Origin of the sequence: Ensifer sp. LC163 (assembly GCF_001695855.1) — a bacterium.
In the GTDB taxonomy this organism is placed as follows: domain Bacteria; phylum Pseudomonadota; class Alphaproteobacteria; order Rhizobiales; family Rhizobiaceae; genus Ensifer.
In genome coordinates, this window is the sequence record NZ_MBSS01000019.1 from 42,888 (window position 1) to 64,143 (window position 21,256).

At 61.7% G+C, this 21,256-nt stretch carries 19 protein-coding genes; 5 read left to right on the top strand and 14 right to left on the bottom strand.

Annotation, left to right across the window (positions count from 1 at the left end; all coding sequences use genetic code 11):
* Positions 1-2 precede the first annotated feature (2 nt).
* Positions 3-1,481 carry an aldehyde dehydrogenase gene (locus BC360_RS17015; RefSeq protein ID WP_065796094.1) on the top strand — a complete coding sequence of 493 codons (1,479 nt, stop codon included), beginning with the start codon at positions 3-5 and terminating at the stop codon, positions 1,479-1,481.
* Positions 1,482-1,554: 73 nt separating this feature from the next.
* On the opposite strand, the gene BC360_RS17020 is transcribed toward BC360_RS17015, so the two are convergent.
* Both BC360_RS17020 and BC360_RS17025 read right to left on the bottom strand, forming a co-directional pair.
* Complete coding sequence (locus tag BC360_RS17020) at positions 1,555-2,067, bottom strand: flavin reductase (RefSeq protein ID WP_065796134.1); 513 nt, start codon at positions 2,065-2,067, stop codon at positions 1,555-1,557.
* Positions 2,068-2,077: 10 nt separating this feature from the next.
* Positions 2,078-3,640 carry a 4-hydroxyphenylacetate 3-hydroxylase N-terminal domain-containing protein gene (locus BC360_RS17025; RefSeq protein ID WP_065796096.1) on the bottom strand — a complete coding sequence of 521 codons (1,563 nt, stop codon included), beginning with the start codon at positions 3,638-3,640 and terminating at the stop codon, positions 2,078-2,080.
* A 95-nt stretch (positions 3,641-3,735) separates the two neighbouring features.
* Between BC360_RS17025 and BC360_RS17030 the strand changes: the two genes are divergently transcribed.
* Positions 3,736-4,617 (top strand): helix-turn-helix domain-containing protein, encoded by an 882-nt coding sequence (locus BC360_RS17030; RefSeq protein WP_065796098.1) that lies wholly within the window; start codon positions 3,736-3,738, stop codon positions 4,615-4,617.
* 461 nt (positions 4,618-5,078) lie between these two features.
* A complete protein-coding gene (locus BC360_RS17040) occupies positions 5,079-5,507 on the top strand; it encodes a hypothetical protein (RefSeq protein ID WP_083222605.1) in 429 nt (142 codons plus the stop codon).
* Here BC360_RS17040 and BC360_RS17045 read toward each other — a convergent pair.
* A complete protein-coding gene (locus tag BC360_RS17045; RefSeq protein WP_083222606.1) occupies positions 5,464-5,883 on the bottom strand; it encodes an alpha/beta hydrolase-fold protein in 420 nt (139 codons plus the stop codon). The genes BC360_RS17040 and BC360_RS17045 overlap by 44 nt on opposite strands.
* Before the next feature lie 147 nt (positions 5,884-6,030).
* On the opposite strand from BC360_RS17045, the gene BC360_RS17050 reads away from it, so the two are divergent.
* Entirely contained in the window at positions 6,031-7,521 is a 1,491-nt protein-coding gene (locus BC360_RS17050) for a sensor domain-containing diguanylate cyclase (protein WP_065796102.1), read from the top strand.
* Positions 7,522-7,570: 49 nt separating this feature from the next.
* Here the strand turns inward: BC360_RS17050 and BC360_RS17055 are convergent, their stop codons facing one another.
* The gene (locus tag BC360_RS17055; protein WP_065783497.1) at positions 7,571-7,912 is read right to left on the bottom strand and encodes a GFA family protein; all 342 of its coding nucleotides are present in this window, start codon (positions 7,910-7,912) and stop codon (positions 7,571-7,573) included.
* 301 nt (positions 7,913-8,213) lie between these two features.
* The gene (locus tag BC360_RS32180) at positions 8,214-8,360 is read right to left on the bottom strand and encodes a hypothetical protein (protein ID WP_161491384.1); all 147 of its coding nucleotides are present in this window, start codon (positions 8,358-8,360) and stop codon (positions 8,214-8,216) included.
* On the opposite strand from BC360_RS32180, the gene ggt reads away from it, so the two are divergent.
* The gene (ggt, locus tag BC360_RS17060; protein WP_065783495.1) at positions 8,359-10,104 is read left to right on the top strand and encodes a gamma-glutamyltransferase; all 1,746 of its coding nucleotides are present in this window, start codon (positions 8,359-8,361) and stop codon (positions 10,102-10,104) included. The two genes, BC360_RS32180 and ggt, sit on opposite strands and share 2 nt — an antisense overlap.
* A 34-nt stretch (positions 10,105-10,138) precedes the next feature.
* Here the strand turns inward: ggt and BC360_RS17065 are convergent, their stop codons facing one another.
* The 9 genes from BC360_RS17065 to BC360_RS17105 form a co-directional block, all read right to left on the bottom strand.
* A complete protein-coding gene (locus BC360_RS17065; protein ID WP_083222607.1) occupies positions 10,139-10,609 on the bottom strand; it encodes a LysR substrate-binding domain-containing protein in 471 nt (156 codons plus the stop codon).
* Positions 10,610-10,725: 116 nt separating this feature from the next.
* The gene (locus BC360_RS17070; RefSeq protein WP_065796138.1) at positions 10,726-12,174 is read right to left on the bottom strand and encodes an MFS transporter; all 1,449 of its coding nucleotides are present in this window, start codon (positions 12,172-12,174) and stop codon (positions 10,726-10,728) included.
* A gap of 472 nt (positions 12,175-12,646) precedes the next feature.
* Complete coding sequence (locus BC360_RS17075) at positions 12,647-13,273, bottom strand: hypothetical protein (protein WP_065796104.1); 627 nt, start codon at positions 13,271-13,273, stop codon at positions 12,647-12,649.
* A gap of 475 nt (positions 13,274-13,748) precedes the next feature.
* The gene (locus BC360_RS17080; protein ID WP_053251306.1) at positions 13,749-14,087 is read right to left on the bottom strand and encodes a slr1659 superfamily regulator; all 339 of its coding nucleotides are present in this window, start codon (positions 14,085-14,087) and stop codon (positions 13,749-13,751) included.
* 13 nt (positions 14,088-14,100) lie between these two features.
* Positions 14,101-14,661, bottom strand: a complete 561-nt coding sequence (locus BC360_RS17085) for a slr1658 superfamily regulator (protein ID WP_065783492.1) — start codon at positions 14,659-14,661, stop codon at positions 14,101-14,103.
* A gap of 4 nt (positions 14,662-14,665) precedes the next feature.
* Positions 14,666-17,026 carry a SpoIIE family protein phosphatase gene (locus tag BC360_RS17090; RefSeq protein ID WP_065783491.1) on the bottom strand — a complete coding sequence of 787 codons (2,361 nt, stop codon included), beginning with the start codon at positions 17,024-17,026 and terminating at the stop codon, positions 14,666-14,668.
* Complete coding sequence (locus BC360_RS17095) at positions 17,023-18,198, bottom strand: class I SAM-dependent methyltransferase (protein WP_065796106.1); 1,176 nt, start codon at positions 18,196-18,198, stop codon at positions 17,023-17,025. Before BC360_RS17095 ends, BC360_RS17090 begins: the two co-directional genes overlap by 4 nt.
* On the bottom strand, positions 18,195-18,713 hold the full coding sequence (locus BC360_RS17100) for a ubiquinone biosynthesis methyltransferase UbiE (protein ID WP_065796141.1): 519 nt from the start codon (positions 18,711-18,713) through the stop codon (positions 18,195-18,197). The genes BC360_RS17095 and BC360_RS17100 overlap by 4 nt, the downstream gene beginning before the upstream one ends.
* Before the next feature lie 145 nt (positions 18,714-18,858).
* Positions 18,859-20,538: a putative bifunctional diguanylate cyclase/phosphodiesterase gene (locus tag BC360_RS17105; RefSeq protein ID WP_065796108.1), complete on the bottom strand. Its 1,680-nt coding sequence runs from the start codon at positions 20,536-20,538 to the stop codon at positions 18,859-18,861.
* Positions 20,539-21,256 lie beyond the last annotated feature (718 nt).

Sequence of the window (21,256 nt, forward strand, 5' to 3'; positions counted from 1 at the left end):
ACATGCAGGAAAAAATCGACCAGTTGCGCCGCAATGTGGTGCCGCCGCAAAAACTCTTCATCGGCGGCAATTGGCGTGAGGCCCGGTCCGGCAGGACGCTCGATGTCATCTCGCCGATCGACGGGACGCGGCTGACGACCATCGCCGATGCCGGCGTTGACGACGTTGATGTCGCTGCGTCTGCAGCCCGGGCGGCCTTCGAGACAGGCAAGTGGTCGAAGGCGGCGCCGGCGGAGCGCAAGAAAGTGCTTCTGCGCGTGGCCGAACTCATCGAGAAGAACGCTCTCGAGCTTGCGGTTCTCGGCGTGCGCGACAATGGTACCGAGATTTCGATGGCGCTGAAGGCGGAGCCGGGCAGCGCCGCCGGCACCTTCCGCTACTATGCCGAGGCGATCGACAAGATCTATGGCGAGATCGCGCCGACCGCAGGCAACGTGCTCGGCCTTGTGCATCGCGAGTCGGTCGGCATCGTCGCCGCCATCGTTCCCTGGAATTTTCCGCTGATGATCGGCGCCTGGAAGATCGCACCGGCGCTTGCCGCCGGAAACTCGGTCATCCTGAAGCCGGCCGAGGGCGCATCGCTGACCCTGTTGCGGCTGGCCGAACTCTGTGCCGAGGCCGGGCTGCCCGAGGGCGTGCTGAACGTCGTGACGGGGAGGGGCGCCATGACAGGCGAGGCGATCGGTCTCCATGCCGATATCGACGTGCTCGCCTTCACCGGTTCGGGCGGCGTCGGGCGTCGGCTGCTGGAATATTCGGCGCGCTCCAACCTCAAACGCGTCTATCTGGAACTGGGTGGCAAGTCGCCCAACATCGTCTTTGCCGATGCGCCGGATTTGGACCAGGCGGCCAAGGTGTCTGCCTATGGCATCTTCCGCAACTCCGGCCAGGTCTGCGTCGCCGGCTCGCGCCTGCTGGTCGAGCGGTCCATCCACGAAGCATTCGCCGAGAAGGTTGCCGCGATCGCGGCAAACATAAAGGTGGGCGATCCTCTGTTGCTGTCGGCGGAAGCCGGCGCGATCTCCAGCCAAATCCAGCTCGAAAAAAACCTCGGCTTCGTCGAGCAGGCAGTCAACGAAGGCGCGCGGCTGAGGACCGGCGGCAAGCGCATCCTCGAAGACACCGGTGGCTTCTACATGCAGCCGACGATCTTCGACGTCGAGCCCGACATGAGCCTCGCCAAAGAAGAAGTCTTCGGCCCGATCCTCTCGATCATCCCCTTCGAAGATGAGGCCGATGCGCTGGGCATCGCCAATGGAACCGTATACGGGCTTGCATCGGCGGTCTGGACCGCGAACCTCTCGCGGGCGCATCGCATGGTGCGCTCCATCCGGGCCGGCGTCGTGCACGTCAACACCTATGGTGGCGCCGACAACACGGTGCCGCTTGGCGGGGTGAAGCAATCGGGCAATGGTCACGACAAGTCCCTGCATGCGCTCGACAAATACACCGACCTGAAGACCGCCTGGATCCAGCTCTGACGGCAACGAACTGCCGTCGTCAAAACGAAACGGGCCGGGGTGCAACCCCGGCCCGTTTCGTCTCCGTCGATCCCTACCCGCCGAAGCTTCCGAGCTGCGTCGGCACGTGTACGTAGTTGCGGTCGAAGTAGAGAAGTGCGTTGCCGTCGCTGCGCGATCGGATGGCGACGACCCGGCCGACCAGGATGTGGTGGGTGCCGAGCAATCTCGCTTCCGCCAGCTCGCAATCGAGCGAGACGATCGCATCCTTCACGGCGAGACTTCCCGATTTCATTTCCACCCAGTCGGCGGCGGCGTAGCGCGCCGCCATGTCCTGCGTCGCGCCGGCGAAATGCCCGGCAAGCTCGGTGTGGTCGTGGCTGAGCACGTTGACGCAGAAGCGGCGGTTGTCGATGAACAGGCCGCATTGCGTCGAGTTGCGGTTCATGCAGACCAGCAGGCTCGGCGGGTCGTCGGTGACCGAGCACATTGCCGTCGCCGTAAACCCGCCGCGCCCGGCGGGTCCGTTGGTGGTGACGACATTGACGGGCGCGCAGACCCGCGCCATCGCGTTGCGGAATTCAGTCTTGGAGACAACCGTTTCCATGGCGATCGCCTCATTCGGCCGCATTGCGGATCGGCGCTTCGGCGCCAAGCGGCGGCAGCCAGGTGTCGCCAGTCCATCCCTGCTCGTCATAGTCGCTCATGCAGGTGTCGACGAGCGCTTCCATTTCCTTCAGGCGTCCACCGCGCTCGGCGCCCTTCAGAACCTGCAGCCGGACTTCTTCGGGGGCGCCGGCATAGTTGAGCTCATAGAGCGCATGGCGCCCGCCGAACTCGGTGCCGGTCGCGTCCCAGAGCAGCTTCATGATCTTGATGCGCTCGATATGCCCCATGTCGTTGGAGCCGCGGACATATTGCGCGAGGTAACGGTCGATCTCGCCATTGCCGAAATCCCTGGCCGACGACGGCAGGTAGATCAGGCCCGAGGCGACGACCCGGCGAATGGTGTCGACCACCCGCGGATAGGCTTCCGACATGAAGGTCCGGTAGGAGAGCGCGGCCTCGAGATTGGGCAGAACCGCCCCATCCGCCCAGGGGGTCGGGTTGTAGGCCATGGCATTGGAGAAACTCCAGAACATGTGCCGGAGCGCGATGACTTCGCCAAGCGCTGCCTGGTTGCCGCGAAAGGCGTCGCCGCCTGTTGCCCGGAGCGCCTTGGCCAGCAGACCGGCCAGGAAGTCGAGCTTGACGGCAAATCGGGTGCACCCCTGAAAGCAGTAGCCGTGCATGAAGCCCGATGCCGGATGAAACGACAGGATCTTCGCAGCATCGCGCAGGACCAGCACGTCTTCCCAGGGCACAAAGACATTGTCGAGCACCAGGATGGCATCGTTTTCGTCGAACCGCGACGACAGGGGGTAGTCGAAGGGGTGCCCGACGGTATTGGCCGTCTGCTCGTAGGAAACGCGGCAGAACATCTTGATGCCCGGCGCATTCATCGGGACGATGAACATGACCGAGAGTGACGGATCCTCGGTCACCGTCGCCGAACTCTGGGCAAGAAAATTGTAGTGCGTCAGCGCCGACGAGGTCGCCACCACCTTGGCGCCCGAGACATAGATGCCGGCATCCGTTTCCCTGGTGATATGAACGAAGACGTCCTTGACCGCATCGGCCGGTTTGTGCCGGTCGATGGGCGGATTGACGATCGCGTGGTTCATGAACAAAGCCGCTTCCTGGGCGCGGCTGTGCCAGGCGAGCGCATTGTCCTTGAAGGGGCCGTACCATGATGCGTTGGCGCCGAGCGTGTTCATCAGCGCGGCCTTGTAGTCGGCCGTCCGTCCCATCCACCCATAGGACATGCGCGCCCATTCGGCGATGGCGCCTTGCTGGGCCGCGAGGTCGGCCGACGATCGGGCGACGCGGAAGTATTTGTGCGTGTAGCCGCCGGAGCCGGTGTCGGTGGGCGCGGTCAGGGCCTCTTTCCTCGCCGGATCGTGCAGCGCATCGTAGAGCCTTGCCAGCGATCGCGCCGAATTGCGCATGGCGGGATGCGCGGTCACATCGTGGATGCGCTCGCCGTTGATATAGACCTCGCGACCGTCACGCAGGCTTTCGATATATTCCGCCCCGGTAAACGGGCGCGCCTTGTCGGCGCGAAAGTCCTCAGCTCTCATGGTTCTCCTCCTTGAATTTCGTCAAGACTAGGCATTGATTGTCGAGGCTGCCATGGACAGAATGACAAAATGACTTGCACTTTTTCGGGTGGTTCATGGCCGACGGCATTCCAAGCTTCTTTGTCTATGGAGAACCGGAACAGCAGCTCGAACCCGGGTTCTTTCACGTCGAGACGGTGATGGCCCGGCGTGGGCTACATCAAGGGCAGGTCAAGGCCCACAAGCATGATCGACTTGCCCAGGTGACCTATTGGTTCCGCGGTCGTGGAACATATTTCATCGAAGACAAGGTATTGGACTTTTCCGCGCCGGCCGTCAGCTTTGTCCCGAGCGGCATCGTGCACGGCTTCTCCGTCGAGCCACAGGAAAGCGACGCCATCGTCATTTCGATTGCCGACGGCCTGATGTTGTCTGTGACGGACCAGACGGTCCTGGCCCTCGATGCACCGATCATGGTCGCGGGCACCAGTAACGACAGGCAATGGCAGCGCCTGTCCCAGTTGATGGATATGATTGCGGACGAGTATGCCGTCGCGGCCTTCGGCACCCAGTCGATGATGGCGTCGCTCGCATCGGCGATCCTGACACAGATCGCCCGCCTTGCCTCGCTTGCGCCGTTACTATCGCGGTCGCCCGATGTTCTGCTCGCAACGCAGCTGCGGCGACTGGTCGACGCGCATTTTCGCGAGAACTGGAGCGTCGCGCGCTACACGGATGCCCTTGCGACCACGCCGCATCTGCTTGCCAAGGCCAGCAATGCGGCATTCGGAATGCCGGTGAAGGAACTGATCAACGAGCGCCGGTTGCTCGAAGCCAAGCGCCTGCTGCTCTTCACCGTTCGGTCGCTCGAGGATGTCGCCTACGAGATCGGCCTCAGGGATGCCGCCTATTTCTCGCGGTTCTTCCGATTGCGCACCGGCCTGGCACCGAGCGACTGGCGCCGGCTGAAGCTGGCAGAGGCGATTGTCCCATCCTGAATACGCCTTTGGCCTTCGAGCTCCGACAATGCGCCCTTCCTTGCTTCATTGTGTGGCGCTGAGAGGAGGAGATGTCGGTTGAATGGTGCTCCCTAGACGGTCTTTGCCGAGCCGACCAAACAATTTCCGGGATAACGATGATTGTGCCTTGAAAACCGGGAGCCGTTGACTATCTAGGGCATCACTACCCGTATCGATGGCGTCCTGCAGCGGCTATGCCCGCGCGTTTGACGTTGTCCGGGTCAAGAAAGGGCGCTCCCCGTCAAGGGTCGAGCGCCTTTTCTATTTCAGGCTCTCCCAGGAGATAGGGCGGTGGCGGCAGGTCCTGCCGGTCGTCGGCGAAGATCAGCGCCGAAGTCGCGAGACGTCTGGTCCGCTGCCCCCAGCATTTCTGGGCGGCGTGCTTCGCTGTGGTGGAACAAATGCGCTTCTGGTGAATTGTTGTTGCGGGAGGTTCCGACATGTCACTCCGTCATCCGAAGACCAGACGCTCCTCCGCGATGCTGTTGCGACCGGCGCAATGGCCACGCCACGCTGCGGCGTCCCAGGCGCGTCGTGCCTGGCTCGATGCGCTCTTGGGCCGGCCGGAGCCCGACGATCGTGCGTTGCGCGAGGCCAAGGTAGCCGATGCGGGCGATGGCCAAATTGCCAGCTCCGGGATCTATTTTGACGAAACGACAACGGCGAGCCGCCAGCCGCGTCCTCACGATTACAGTTCGGCAAAACGGGAGCCCGCATTTGCGGCAACCGCCGACGTCGATGCCACCGGCGGAGCGCTCTGGAACGCGATCCTGGGCGCCGACACAACCCACGGCATGCAGCGCTTTGCCAGGCTGATCGCCCTTTTCATTCTTCTTTCCGGGCTCGCATTCTGGCTGCTGACGCCATGAACGCGTTCGCCGAAAGGGCGTGGCTTGCGGCCGCAGCCCAGATGTCCGGCCGCCGGAAGGCATGGGAGAACGCGCCGTAGCCGCCCGAGCTTTTTCCGAAAACGCCGCGCCGTCCGGTGCCGCCGCAGCCAAAGCGGGTTTCGACCGTCGGAAGCATCTCGTCGATGAGGAAATCTTCCCAGCGGCCGACGACCGTGCTGTTGACATATTGGTTGCCGCCGAGCGAGGTGAAGCAATCGGGAAAGGCGACGACCACCGGCGGCATCAGCCCGGTCGCAATCAGCCGGTCAAGACGTTCCGGGACGTTTTCGACGAAGGCCTTCCATGCGGTGTGCAGCGGGCCGCCTGCGGTAAAGCCGACGAGGCCTTGCAACATTGCAAAGTGGCTGAGACCGGGAATCCTCGAACGTGATCGCGGTTGAGGATTTACGTATCTTTACTTAAAGAGCATTAGACTGCCGTCAAAGGCGACGCGCCTTTGCATGGAACCCTCTCCCCCCCCGCCGACTGAGATGGAACAGTAATGACAGGTCCTTCCGACGCCAACATTTTTGATCTGGCGCCAATCGCGATGTGGATTGAGGATTTCAGTGGGGTCAAAGCGCAGTTCGATCGCTGGCGGGCTGAAGGCGTGGCGGATATCCGTGCCTTTCTCCAGCAAGATCTGACGCGTGTCGCCGCGTGCTCCGGCCAAATTCGCGTGCTTCAGGTCAACCGCCGCACACTGGACCTGTTCGAAGCCAGGGATATCGATCATCTCTCGGTCAACCTGTCGAAGATCTTTCGTGACGAGATGCTGGAAAGCCACGTCAACGAGCTTGCCGAATTGTGGGAAGGAAAGACCGAGTTCAGCAGCAGCGCGGTCAATTACACTCTATCCGGCCGCAGGCTGGACATTCAGCTGCGCGGTTCCGTCCTGCCCGGATACGAAAATACGCTCGGGCGGCTGCTGCTGACGACGGAAGATGTCACGGCGCGCGAGGAGGCGCGGCGCAAGGAACGGGAGAACCGGCGCTATGCGGAAGGCATCTTCGCGCATTCGCCGGTGTCGCTATGGGTGGAGGATTTCAGCCGGATAAAGGTGCTGCTCGAGGACGTCCGTGATCGCGGGATCGTCGATTTTCGCGTCTTCACCGACGTCCATCCGGAGTTCGTGCGGCAATGCATGAGCGAGATCAGGGTCATCGACATCAACCAGGCGACGCTCGACCTGTTCTGCGCGCCCGACCGGAACACGCTGCTGCAGCATCTCGGCGATATCTTCCGCAATGAGATGGAGAAGCATTTCCGCGAGCAACTGATCGAGCTGTGGAACGGCAATCTTCTGCACCACCGCGAGGTGATCAACTATGCACTCGATGGATCCGAGCGCCACGTCCTGCTGCAATTCTCCGTTCTTCCGGGGCATGAAGCCGACTGGTCCCTTGTCCAGGTGGCGTTGACCGATATCACCGCGCGCAAGAAGGCTGAGGCCTATCTCGAATATCTCGGCAAACATGATGTGCTGACCAAGCTGCACAACCGCGCCTTCTACACGGACGAACTGAACAGGCTTGAGCGCAAGTCGCTCCGGCCGGTGTCGGCCATCGTCATCGACCTTGACGGCCTGAAAGCCGCCAACGACCAGCTCGGTCACGATGCCGGCGATGCCCTGTTGCGCCGGCTCGGCGAAGTCTTGAACGGTGCGGTATCGCAGCCCAACCATGCCGCCCGCATCGGCGGCGACGAGTTCGCCATCCTGATGCCCGGCGCTGACCGGCAGGCGGCGGCAACGATGGTCGAGACCATCAACGAGTTGTTGAAGATCAACAACCAGTTCTATTCCAACGCCCCCGTCAGTATATCGCTCGGCGCTGCAACCAGCGAAGCGGGTGAAACGATGGAGGCGCTGGTCAAGCGTGCCGATTTGAGCATGTACGAACAGAAGCGAGCTCGATACGCCGAGCAGGAGAGCCGCGACGTTCAGAGCGGAAAGGCGGCCGTTGAGCGTGGCAGCGCGGCATCGGCGGCCTAGCGCTGCTGTCGCGCAGGCAAGGCGCTAGGAAGAGGGTGGGGCCGCCCGTCTACCAGCTGGCGCCGTCGATCAGCCGGTGCGGAATATCCTCCCAAACGGAGCGATCGAACAGGCGCATGTTGACACCCATGCGTGTCGCATCGGTGCCGATCGGCGACCAGTGCGTGGTGCAGCCGCAGGTGCCGCAATGGTGCATCGTCAAGGTGGCGTCGCCTTGGACATAGCCGACGAGCTTGCCCTGAGGGTCGCTGATCGACACCTCTTCGGCATCATAATAGCCCCAAAGCGTGCCCAGCCGGGAGCACAGCGAACAGTTGCAACTGCCGAGCGTGTCGGGTCGGACACGGACGGAAAGGCGAACTGATTTGCAATGGCAATGGCCCTCGATCATTCGACCTTCTTCCCGTTGATTTTCTTTGCCAGACATCCGGTTTCGGATGTTGCCAGGTCCCAGGATCGGACTGTCACAGCCACGGCCGATCATGGCAATGGTAAAAATTTGGAAGCCGCGACGAGGCGGTCACCGGCAAGCATCTTGGTTTGCCGCGACCAGGTGCTCGCTGCCACAGAGCGGCTACCATTGCTGGCCAACTGTAGGTCGGCCGCGTTCGCATTCGACGTCTTCGCCTGCCACGATGTTCAGCCAGCGATTGCCCGTGCCAGCCGCGCATGTCTATACTCCGGGTAAGGCTTCAATTTCTGAACGGAGCCTGCGCCCGCCCGATGGCCGGATCCTTGCCCGCCGACCGGTGCGCGGTGTCTTCGCGAACTCCGATGCCGCCGCCCTCGATCGAGGGCGTCATTTGCCAGCCAAACCTCTTGTCGCGGGAGAAAAGCATGCGCAGTTCCTGTCTGAATGTCCTGTCCTTCACCCTGATTGCCGCGCTCGGCGCGGTTTCTCCATCGGTTGTCAGGGCCGCGTCGCCGGAGCCCATCAAGGCCGAGCACGGCATGGTCGTCACTGCCCAGCACCTGGCGTCGGATATCGGCGTGGAGGTCCTGAAAAAGGGCGGCAACGCTGTCGATGCGGCCGTTGCCGTCGGCTATGCGCTTGCGGTCGTCTATCCGACCGCCGGCAACATCGGCGGCGGCGGCTTCATGACGATCCGCTTCAAGGACGGCAAGACCACGTTCCTCGATTTTCGCGAGCGGGCGCCTGCTGCGGCGACCAAGACCATGTATCTTGATGACAAGGGGCAACTGGTCGATGGCCTGAGCACCGAGGGCTATCTCGCCGTGGGCGTTCCAGGGCCGGTGGCGGGGTTCGAAGTCGCGCGCAGCCGTTACGGCACGCGATCGCTGAAAGAGCTGATCGCCCCTGCCATCGCGCTTGCCAAGGACGGTTTCCGGCTGGAGCAGGGCGACATCGATTCCTTTGATGGCGAAACCGAAAGGCTGGCCAAGGACCCGGCAGCAGCCGCAATCTTTCTGAAACCCGACGGCAAACCCTTTGCCGTCGGTGATGCACTGGTGCAGGCGGATCTCGCCGCTTCGCTTTCAAGTATTTCCGAGAAGGGTACCGACGCCTTCTACAAGGGGGCAATCGCCGACGCCATCGTCAAGGCAAGTGCGGACAAGGGCGGCATCCTCGCCAAGAAGGATTTCGAGCAATACGCCGTGCGCGAACTGCAGCCGGTCAAGTGCAACTATCGCGGCTACGATATCGTCTCCTCACCGCCGCCGTCTTCCGGCGGCGTCATCATCTGCGAGATCCTCAACATTCTCGAGGGTTATCCGCTCTCCTATCTCGGCTACGGCTCGGCCGAGACCGTGCATGCGATGATCGAGGCCATGCGTCATGCCTACGTCGACCGCAACACGAGGCTTGGGGATCCTGACTTTGTCGAGAACCCGGTCGGCAAGCTGCTCGACAAGGCATACGCGGCCGAAATCCGCGGCAAGATCGACCCGTTCAAAGCCGGCGTTTCGCAGACGCTGATGCCGGAGGGTTTCGGCGAAAGCAAGGAGACGACCCATTATTCGATCATCGACGACGAGGGCAATGCGGTTGCCGTCACCTATACGCTGAACGGATCGTTCGGCGCGGGCGTCGTTGCGCCCGGAACCGGCATTCTGCTCAACAACGAGATGGATGATTTCACGGCCAAGCCGGGTGCTCCCAATCTCTACGGGCTCGTCCAAGGCGAGGCGAACGCGATCGCACCGGGCAAGACACCGCTGTCGTCGATGAGCCCGACCATCGTCTCCAAGGACGGCAAGCCGTTCATGGTGATCGGCAGTCCGGGTGGTGCGCGCATCATCACCATCACGCTTGAGGCGATCCTCAACGTGATCGATCACGGCATGAACATTCAGGAGGCCGTCGACGCGCCGCGCATCCATCATCAGTGGCTGCCGGACAGGGTATTCATGGAGCCCTACGCGCTTTCGCCCGATACCCGCAAGCTTCTCTCGGCTATGGGTCACGACGTGCAGATCGACAAGAACTGGAGCATCTGGGGCCAGGCGACCGGTATTCTCGTCGGCGGCGAAAGCCTTGCCGAAATCGCGGCCGGCGGTGGCGCCCGCTACAACGGCGCGGCCGACAGTCGCATCGATGCGGGGGCGGCCAGAGGTTACTGATCTACGCGTCGAGACGTTGGCGGTCGCCTCGGCGTCAATCCTGCCGAAAATTGCCGAGGTGCTCGACCAGGTCGCGGGCGAGCGGCGAGAGGTCTTCTTCCGACTGCAGGCAGATCGACAGGCGACGTGTCGCCCACTTGTCGGTCAGGTTGAGTTCGGCGATCGCCGCCATGCGACGGCCCCGGCGCGCGGCTGTCTGCGGGACGATGCCGACACCGACATCCTGCGCGGCCAAGCGGCAGACGCCCTCGAAGCTGCGGACCCGCAGACGGAAGTTCAGTCGGCGGCCGATGCGGGCCGCCTGGCCCTCGATATGGTCCTGCAGGGCGCTGCCTTCCGCAAGGCCGACGAACGCGTGATCGAGCAGGTCCGTGAAACCGATTTGCCGGTGGTTTGCCAAGGCATGATCCTTTGAGACCACGGCAAACAGCCGATCTATCGCGAAGGGGATCAGCCGCAAGCCTGTCGCATAGATGGCGTCCGGGATAATGCCGATCTCGGCCAGACCGGCCCGCTTCCGTTTGAGATTGGATCACTGACCGTGAAGCGGACGCGCAGCCGTTGAGACAAGGACCGCCCCAGCGGTCCGCCTAACGCCGGATCGCGGTCCAATCGAAGTCGCTATGCCGCGTCTGTGTTTCTCGAATGCCCTGAGACTTCCGCACCCGCGTCCCGCGGCAGGCCCAGAAAACGGAGGGCCGAGAGAATGCCAATCGTCGCGACGACAAGAAACGCCCAGCGGAAGTCGGCAAGGGCAGACGTTTCGCCGCCGCGCAGCGCCTGCGACAGGTTGAGAACGGCGGCGGCAACGGCAACGCCCATGAGCATCGCCACCTGCTGGAGCATGCTCGACAGGGTCGAAGCCGAACTGCGCTGGCTTGCATTGATGTCGGCAAAGCCAAGGGTGTTGAGCGCGGTAAACTGCATCGAGCGGAAAAGCCCGGCTGCAAACAAAAGCAGAAGCGTCGGCAGCCTGGGCGTATCTGTCGATAGCGCTGCGCAGGCGCCGATCGCCAGCGATGCGAGCAGGCCATTGCCGACAAGCACCGTGCGGAAGCCGAAACGGCGCAGCAACGGCGTCGTCACCGACTTCATCGCGAGATTGCCGGCGAAGTAGGCAAGTACATAAATGCCGGTCTGGATCGGGTCGAGGCCAAACCCGACCTGAAACAGCAGCGGGATCAGAAAAGGCGTCGCATTGATCGCGACCCGGCAGGCGGTGCCGGCCGACAGCGTCGACATCGCAAAGGTCTGAACCTTCAAGGCGGAGAGATCGAGCAGCGGATTGGCGATCGCCTTGAAATGCCGTGTTGCCATGACCCCGGTGGCAGCACCCGTTGCCAGCAGCAGGACGATCGCCAGCGCATTGGCGGTGCCGTGCACGAAGGCTTCGAGGCCGGCCAGCACCAGCGTGAGGCCGGTTGACGACAGCAGGAAGCCCTTGACGTCGAGGCGGCGCGTCGCTTGCTCTCGCTGGTCCGGAACGAAGCGCAGCACAAGCGCAAGGCCGATCAGCCCGATCGGGATGTTGATCAGAAAATTCCAGTGCCAGCTGAACCACGCGGTGATGACGCTGCCGAGAAGCGGGCCGACGACCGGGGCGATCAGCGCCGGCCAGGTGATGAGCGCGATCGCGCCGACAAGCTCCGACTTGCGGGCGTTCTTCAGGACGATGATCCGGCCGACCGGCGTCATCAACGCGCCGCCGATGCCCTGCACGGCGCGTGCGGCGATGAACTGGCCGAGGCTTCCCGACAATCCGCAAAAGAGCGAGGCGAGCGTGAAAATGGCGATTGCGACAAGGAAGACGTTGCGCGCCCCAAAGCGGTCGCCGAGCCAGCCGGAGAGCGGAATGAAGGCTGCCATCGTCAGCATGTAGACGGTGATGCCGATGCTCATGGCGACGGGTTGCACGCCGAAGGAGATCGCCATCTGCGGCAAGGAGGTGATGACGATCGTTCCGTCGAGCATCTGCATGAAGAAGGCGACGGCGACGACGAGCGCGACGATGCGGGAATGGCGGGTCGCAGATGCGCCGGATGCCTGCGTGCCGTTCGGGATCGCGGTCATGTGGTCACCGCCGACCTGCGTTGCAAACAGGGATGCGGCCATCCGGCACGGGGGGAGGCGAGAGCGCGGCTGCAGTGGGGTGCGAAATCATCGGGATGCTTCAGAACTGATCACGGTTTTCCCGACCCGCACCTTGTCAGCGCGGATCGGCGAGAAAAAACGCAAGGCCGCCTTACGGATTGGCGTCGGCGTCCTTGTATGCCTCTCCAAACAGGCTTGTGTCGATCCATTTGTGGTAATCGGCGGAGCCTTCGCGAAGTTTCGTCGTTCGACGATAGCAATGGGACCGCGTCTACCTGCCGCGCGGCAAACCTGACCCTACTGCACACTTCCCTGAATCGGATTCGATTTAGGGACAAAATTGTGCAGCAGATCAAAGTGTTACAGCGACCTTTGCGCGCCTGAACAGGCGCGCGGCGCTGTAGGAATCTACGAGATGCCGTCCACCATTCGGCAGGGCACGCTGTTGCGGTCAGTTCGCAGCGAAGCAGTAAAATAGACCGTCGCCGCCCGTTCCCTTGAAGGCTTCCTGGGTGCAGCCGCCGCGCGTCGCATGCGACGCGTTCCAGGACTTGGCCTCGGCGCTTTCGTTCAGGCCGGTTCGGTCGCTGTGGCCGACGATGGCCGCGCCGTCGGTCCCGCCCAGGGTCCAGTTGCCGCAGGTTTCCGGCGCGGCAGTGCCGTCGGCCTTGGAGCCGGTGAGAATATCGTGACGGTTCGGCGTGTCGCCACGGCCGTTGATGACCTCGCCCTTCTCGTTAAGCGCGGTCTGCTTCGTGAGGTTGTTCTTGTCGCTATGCAGGGAGGCGACATCGTCGGCGATCTTTTCACCCTTGGCGTTGTACCAGGGGCCGGCGCCGATACGGTCCTTAGCGTTTTCCGCGTCGGTGGACAGGTAAGCCTTCCAGGTCTTGCCGGTCGAGCCGCTCGCCGAGGCGAGCGTGTTGCAATAGGCGTCGGCGCCGGCAAGGCCGCCAAGATCGCCGCCCTTGCCCGGATTGGCACTGGTGACGAAGAAACTCATTGTCGTGTCCTGGGCGTACGCCCCGACGACTGAACAGGCCAAAGCGGCCGCGACAAGTATAAGCCTACGTTTCATGGCGTTTCCTCCCGGTGCGATTTGAACCGGATGAAGCCTAGGGGCAGCCAGGATCGGAGTAAAATCGAAATCTTGTGATCCGCCGCGACAGGCGTGTTCGCGATCTCCAAGCGACATTCCGGCCGGAGTGGTCGGCGCCGGCGGCCGCCGCCGAAAATGTATGAAGATAAGGCGCTGTTTGGGCGTAGAAAGGCGCTGGCGCTTGGGTCATGCCGGGCATGTGCCCGGATGACCGGAGGCAGCCTGCGCAAGAGACGGACAACAGCGCCGCGCATCAAATATGATGCGCAAAGGACGCTGTAACGCTTTAAACTTGCTGCATAATTCCTTAAATCGATTCCGATTTAAGGAATTATGCAGCAGAGCGTTTCCGGTTCGCACGGAGCCGCGGAAACGCGCTATCTCTTTGTTCTGCGCATTTCCTGACGGAAAACCGCTTCGCACTTTTCCTGGAAATGCTCTAATAAATCTCGGCTCAGTTCAGCCTGAGGTCGATGCCGGGGTGGAGCTTCTTGAGATTGGGCAGCGACTTCGACTGCCACGGGATCTCGGAGGTTCCGCGTACCGTCAATTGCACGTTCGGCCGGTTGCGGGCCTCGATCGTCAGTTTTGCGAGCAGGTTGATCCCCGACGAGTTCAGGAACTGCAATTCCGCCAGGTCGATCGTCATGCGGTCGGGCTCGGCCTCAAGCACGCCCATGGCGAGCGAGAAGATCGGGGCATAAGCTTCTGTGCCGGGAAGCCGCATGGTTCCCTCGAAGTGGATGTCGTTGCCCTCGGACCAAACGCGGTAGTCCTCGTCCTTGATTTCCATATTCACCTGCTCATCAGTTCGAGATATCGGGGACGGGGATCGAGGCATAGGTCTCGAGCGCAATGCCGCCGCCGTCGCTATTGGGTCCGAAAACCCACGCGAAACGAACGCCATAATCGCTCATGAGTGTTAATAGACCAAGTCCAGATCCGCTCTTGCCGGTGCCGATTGCGTTGGCTTCAATGCGTTCGATCAGGAGATCGCCCGGATCACCCGTGGTGATCTCGGACAGCAGATCCTGGAAACGCGCCGCAGTTTCGCCGTCGACCACGTTCGACACCTTCGCACGGAAATTGCTGTCGTCGATAGAGGCCTCGACGACGATGCCGCCCGCGGCACGGAACTTGACCGCGTTTTCGACCAGCTCATTCGTCAGATAGCCGATGTTGTGGCGGACTTCCTTGTAGGCATTTCGCGAGGCGCGGTAGCGCATGGCGATCAGCTCGGCGACAAAATCCGAGGCGATGGCGCAGTGTTTCCAGCTCAGGTTGAGCTGGCCGTCATAGAGGCGCAGCCGCGTCACGCTTTCGTTGGCACCCCTGGTCAGGTCCGCCGGTCCGTACAAAGTCGTCATCTACTCACCTGTGTCTCATGACCACGAGGGTAATGTCGTCGTGTATCTTCTGCTTACCGATATGCGCCATCAAGTCCTCGATGATACCTGATTTAGCATCCTCGGCGCTGCATCCGTAAAATTGCCGGGCACTGTCGCAAAGCCGGTCGATGCCAAACAGTTCGCCCGCCGCGTTTTCTGCCTCCGTCACACCATCAGTGTGCAGGATAATCATGTCGCCGCGGGCAAAGGCGACTTCGCGGGTGGCGACAAAGCGCGAAATATCCGACTCCAGGCCGATCGGCAGGCCGAGGTCCAGCGTATCGATGCGCTCCACTTCATCGCCGTTGCGAACGACGATCAGCTCCTCATGCTGCCCGGAAAGCGTCAGGCGGGCGCCATCATAGTCGAGGAATGCGAGGGAAAGATGCTTGCCGGTGTTGGTGCGCACGATGTTCTTGTAGATCGCCCGGTTCAGGCGGTTCAGGAACTGGTTGGGATCCATGTCGCCGGCCTCCTGCAAGGCGCGGGCAACCGACTGCACCATCAGCATCAATACGCCGCTTTCAAGGCCGTGGCCGGTGACGTCGCCGATGCCGATCTTCAACCGTGCGCCATCGCGCAGGACATCGTAATAGTCGCCACCCACTTCGTCGGCGGGGCGCATATAGGCGGCAATTTCGAGATCCGCGATCTCGTCAAGCTCGCCCGCCTTCGGCAGCACCATCATCTGGATTTGCCGGGCGACCGCCAGCTCAGCGCCAAGGCGCAGGTTCTCGCTGCGCAGTTGCGCGTTCAGGGCGGAGATCTGCTGGTTGGCCTCTTCGATCTGCTTCGTGCGCTCCTCGACGAGATGCTCGAGGTTCTCGGTGTGGAAGCTGATCTCTTCGGCCATTCGATTGAAAGCTGTGCCGGCTTCGCCCACTTCGTCGCGCGTCGAGATCGGCACCCGGACCGAGTAGTCCTTCGCCTGGATACGCTTGGCGGCACCGGCAAGCGCACTGATGCCGGCGGTCACGCGCTTGGAGATGCCGAACACCGCCGCTGTCACGAAGAGCAAGGACGCAAGCAACGCCAGGATCTGATAGGCGAGGATACGGTTGGTCGCTTCGGAAATACCGGCCTGTGCCGCAAACAGTGAGGCATAGATTTCCCGCTCCGGCACGACGATGCCGATCGACATGGTCTCGCGGCGCACCGGACCGGACACCCAGAAGTTCTCTGGCGCGAGCTGCTTCAGGAGAATGAGATAGGGGACCTTCTCACCGCCCTCGTCGAGCAGCACACGCTGAATGGTGCCGTCGGCGCCGAGTGGGAGGCCCGCGATCGCAGGCTGTACGCTGCGGCGCAGCGAGCGCTCCAACCCGGTGACGCCTTGTCCACCGGTGTCGCTCGACCGCTGCAGGCCGATCGCCTTTTCGCCGGCCGGGTTGATAGCAAGCACGTTACCGTCGGACATCGCCAGAAACCCGAAGCCACTGTCGCCGACTTTGACGCTTTCGACAACCTCGGCCAGCTGATCGAGCGTGATATCGGTTCCGGCCGCTCCGGCGACACCCTTGCGGTCGCGCGACCACAGCGGCTGGAAGAAACTGACGATCAGTTTCCCCGTGGCGGCATCCGTATAAGGTGCCGTCTGGGTGGTATCGGCTGCAACGGGCCTGAGGCTCGGATCCTTCGCCCATCCCTCCCAGGACTCGTAGAGGCCGGGGAAGAAGAAGTTCCAGAAGTTGGCCTCGTTGTGACCGGGGTAGAGACGGTCGAACGTCTGCGCCTGATCGGCATAGGGCGCCATCCGCAAGATCGGCCGCTCCTTTGGTCCGACGTAGTACATCTGCAGTTTGGAGCGGCCGTGCGCAAGCAGGGCGGGAGCAACCAGATCGAGAACGGCGCTGTTCTCGATATCGGTCTGCACCTCGGGTAGCGGCCGGTGGTCGGGGCCAAGGAGATAGCTCCAAACGCTCACGCTCGAGAGCGGTCCCGGAAGGTTCTGGGCCCACCCACCTTTGGGATCGTAAGCCACGGTAACGGATTCCGGTGCGTGCCGCGCCAGTGCCTCTCCGACGTCGGACCTGCGCACGGGGCGGTCGATCTGCGCCTGGAGCACGCCCGCGAGCGTGGCGACGTCGGCGTGAACCTGGCCGAGCAGAAGATCAACCCGCGCGCCCGTCGATTCCGCGTAGGTGAGCATGTAATCTTCGTTTGCCTTTTGCAGGCCCTGTCCGACCTCCGTCGTCGCGTCGCGCGACAATCTTTGAACGTTCCAGAGCGCCAGGCCGCCTGTTACCAGGAGGTCGAAGAGCACGGCGCTGCCGACGACCAGCACGAACTTGGCGCGAAAGGATCTCAAACCGAACCGGGGACGTTGGACATTGCTTTCGCTCATAGTGGTTTGCGCCCGGACGCTGCCCAGATCGGCCAGCCTGCATAGCCCTTCGGATGCAGTGCCGCGAAGATGTGATCCCGGAAGCCCTGGCGAAAACGGTCGATGAATTCGGGTGCTTCGCCGTGTCTCACCGCCATTGCCGCAAACATCTTCTCCCAGCCGGCGATGACGTCGGCGAAATCCTGTGGGTCACCGTCCAGATTGGTGACCATGAAGGATTCGACCAGGATGTCGTCGAAGCCCGCGTCGGCGAGATAGCGCCGGCTCTTCGGCCCGAGCTCCACATCCATTTCGAAATGGCTCAAAAGCCTCGCGAGCTCATTGTAGGTCCATTGGATGCTTTGCGCCCGCGGCTCGCCAAGGCAGTGCGAGTTCTTTTCATTGGTGATGTAGACGCGTCCGCCGGGTTTGCAGATCCGGTAGAGTTCCTTCAAGAGCAGGTCGGGTTCGTTGAATATCTGCAGCGAATGGCGGCAACTCACGAAGTCGAACTGATTGTCTTCGAGCAGCATTTCCGACGCATCGCCGTAGGTGTATTCGATATCGGTGACGCCGAAGTTGGAGGCGACTTCCCGCGCATAAGCAAGGCTGGCCTTGGAGTGGTCGAGGGCGACGATCCGCGCCGGCTGAAACTCCTTCTGTACGAGCACGGAGAAATCGCCGATGCCGCAGCAGATGTCGGCCATGGCGATGCCGGGCCGCATGCCGTGGCGCGGCAGGATGGTGCGCTCGTGGCGCCAGGTCATTTTCGTCTGCGCGCGGAGGATGGGAATGAAGCTCGTATCCTCGACAAAGCTCTGCCCGGGGTAGAAGGTCGAATCGTAGACCTCGACGGTAATCTGCGGTTCGATCTGGTTGAGATGTCCGAACATTCGCGTGGTCCAGCCGACGACGCTCGACGTCACGACAACCACGCGCAAGTCGGCGCGTGCGCGGCACGCATCGAGGGCAACCCGCACGAAACCGTGGAAGGCGGTGTTGTTCATCTGGATCAGGCGTTTCACGTCGACGTAGAGCACGCCGCGCACGTCGTCGATCGCCTGCCTGAGCATGGCAATGCTATCGGCGATCTCGTCGATCGACCTCGGCCGGATGACGCCGGCGAGCGAAAACACCTGGCTGTTGGCGTCGAACGCCACCTTGAAGTTTGGGGAAAGGCTCGCGACGCTCAACTCACCAGCCCTTCCAGCGGCAGGTCGACGATCAGTGTCACTGCAGGCGACGTGTTTTCCTCGATGCGGATGCGCGCATCGAAGTTGATGGCGAGATCAAGAAGGATGGATTCGCGGCTGGGCGCCATGTCGGTGGAGATGGCATCGAGATAGCGGGAATGCGCATCGCTGCGATCGATCTTCGACACGGCCTCGCGGTAGAACGGAACCTGTCCGGGCGGGCAGGGAAACGTGATCTGAACCCGTTCCGTCGGCCCGTTTCGATAAATCGCCAGGCCGATTTGACCGCTGGAGGAGCCGCCGCGGAAGGAAACTTCGAGCAGTTCGTTGAGCGCGGACGAAAAGAAGTTCGAATGACGCACCGGATCAGCCCTGCTGTGGCTGATCATGCGGGCCAGATAAGTAGAGAGATGGTCGCAATGCTGCCACTCTGAAAGAAACGTGCCCATCTCCATTTCAAACTGGAGCAAGGGCTCGAAAATCGCGTCAGCTGGAACACTGTTACCGACATCCATGCTGCTTTTTTCCTCCATCTGTGGAACTTTGCCACGGCCCACAGGCACTTCTAAACTGATTTGCAAGGCACGCAAACTTCGAAGCGGTCCGGGCGGTTCTTGCGCCGGCGGCCGATCCGACCCGGTAGCATCGCTCCCTGCTTTGCTACGAAATTTCCATTGTCGCTGACTGGCGCAAATAATTGTCGATGGCGTTGGGCGGCATGGGAACGCCGAGGAAATAACCCTGCAAGCGATCGCAGCCTTCGCGTTCCAGCCACAGGGCCTGGGCACGCGTTTCGACGCCCTCCGCGGTCACAGCCATTCCCAGACCGTGCGCGAGCGCGATGATCGAACGGACGATCACCTGGCTTTTTTCGTCGTTTTCGAGATCCTTGATGAAGTAGCGGTCGATCTTGATCGTGTCGAACGGGAAGTTCTTGAGATAGCTCAGCGACGAGTAATAGGTGCCGAAATCATCGAGTGAAATCTGAATGCCGAGCACATTCAAGGTGTTGAGCGTGTCGAGATTGTTGGTGGTCTTTTCGAGAAGAACCGATTCGGTAATTTCCAGTTCGAGCCGATCTGCCCGCAAGCCCACCATATCAAGTGTCTGCGACACGCGATCGGTGAAACCGTCGTGCAGGAACTGCGCCGGAGACAGGTTGACCGCCACAGTGAAATGCGAGGGCCATGTGGTTGCCTGCCGGCAGGCCTGCTCCAGCACCCATTGGCCGATATCGCTCATCAGCCCATCTGCCTCGGCCATCGGCACGAAGACATTGGGTGGAATGATGCCTACCAGCGGATGACGCCACCGCACCAGAGCCTCGAAGCCGACGATCTCAAAGGGCGGTCTGACCAGCGGCTGGTACTCGATGGAGAACTGGTTTTCCCTGAGTGCGGTGCGCAGGCTCCGGCGCAGCATTTCCCGCTGCTCCAGCACGATCAGCATCGAGCGGCTGAAGGTTTTGGCGCGGCCCCGGCCTTCCTTCTTGGCTGCGTAAAGAGCGATGTCGGCAGCCTTCATCAACTGTTCGCCCTCGTTTCCGTCGGGTGGCGCAATGGCAATGCCAATGCTTGCGCCGACAAAAGCCGAGATGCCGTCGACCGTGAAAGGTTCCTTGAAAGCATTGACCACCGCTTCGGCCAATCGCTCGGCTTCCGCAGGCTGATCGGCGTCGCGCTGGATGATCGCGAACTCGTCACCCGCAAGCCGGTAGGCAACCTCGCCGTCGCGCAAGACGCTGCGGATACGTTCAGCTGCCATCCGGAGCACTGCGTCGCCAGCGCCGTGCCCGAGGGTATCATTGATCGGCTTGAAATCGTCGAGGTCGATCTGCATCAGCGCCGGCTTCTTTTCATGGACTGCCGGCAGCACGCTTCGCAGGTCATCGCTGAACTGGCGACGGTTGGGCAAGCCGGTCAGGGCATCATGGGTGGCCTGATGAAGCAGTAACGCACGTTCGTTCTCGCCCTGGCTCGCGACTTCCCGTCTTACCGATGCCCCATCCGTCTCTATGACGCCGACGCCGTTCCCAGCGCGAAAGACGAGCAGGGTTCGCCGTGAACGATTGGGCCCGTCGATGATTTCGATGCTGCGGGGAACGCCATTGGCAAGAACGGATTCAGCCATGGCCTTCGAGGCCGGTTCCAGCAGTTCGGGGTAGACATGCCAGAGCGTCGCATCGACCAGTCCGGCCACCTCGTAGGCCCGTTGAAGAGCAACCGAGGATCCCACGAGATGAAGAGCCTCGTCATAGACAGAGATGACTTCGTCTGTGTTGCCAAGGACGGTATCGTCCACGGAAGATGCAGCAGACAACGTCGAGTCAGTGCTTGACATCCTACCCTTTCCCTTTCCGTTGCGGTTTCGTTTGAACCGCCCGCGAGCATCGCTCGAGCTATCCAAGTGGCGAGAACGGTGTCGCGCTCTAATTCAGTCGGTCCTCATGCAGAGCTATCGCACAAAGTGTCACCGTCAAGGTTACACGCAAGTGGTGTGGCCGGTCATCAAAGCCAGCGGTTCGAACTGCGTGTACAGGCACCTGCATCTTCCCTGTCCGGTTGCAATTTTGTAGCTCTTTCTATCACTTGCGGGCGACGCAGGCAATTTTCGAGCGACTCGGCGAGCATAGCGATATCTAGCGATCTGATGGCTTTGCTAATCCGTCATGGCTAAAATAGTGTTACCTTGCCAACAGCGGCGATCGCCAGCATTAACCATTTTTGGTTGGACGGGCAGGGCGCCCAAGGGCTTGGCGCATCGATGAGACGCCTGGCACCTCACGCATTCGATCGGCTTCCGCAGAAGGCAGCGAACCACACCTCGCTGAAGGCATAACCCCAGGTTATGCGGCTCTGCAATTTTTGTCGTCTGCCGACCGAGCGCCGAATCGTTATGGTGATCCATAACAAAAGAACGGGAACGACTGTCGTTCGCCTCGCGGCGCACGACAAACATCAAACACATTCAGCGACAGGACGCGGCCTGCCCGGCGCAGGGTCGATCCGTGCCTGCAATGGAGCGAAATCGTCATGGATGGCGCTGTCTTGCACTTGGG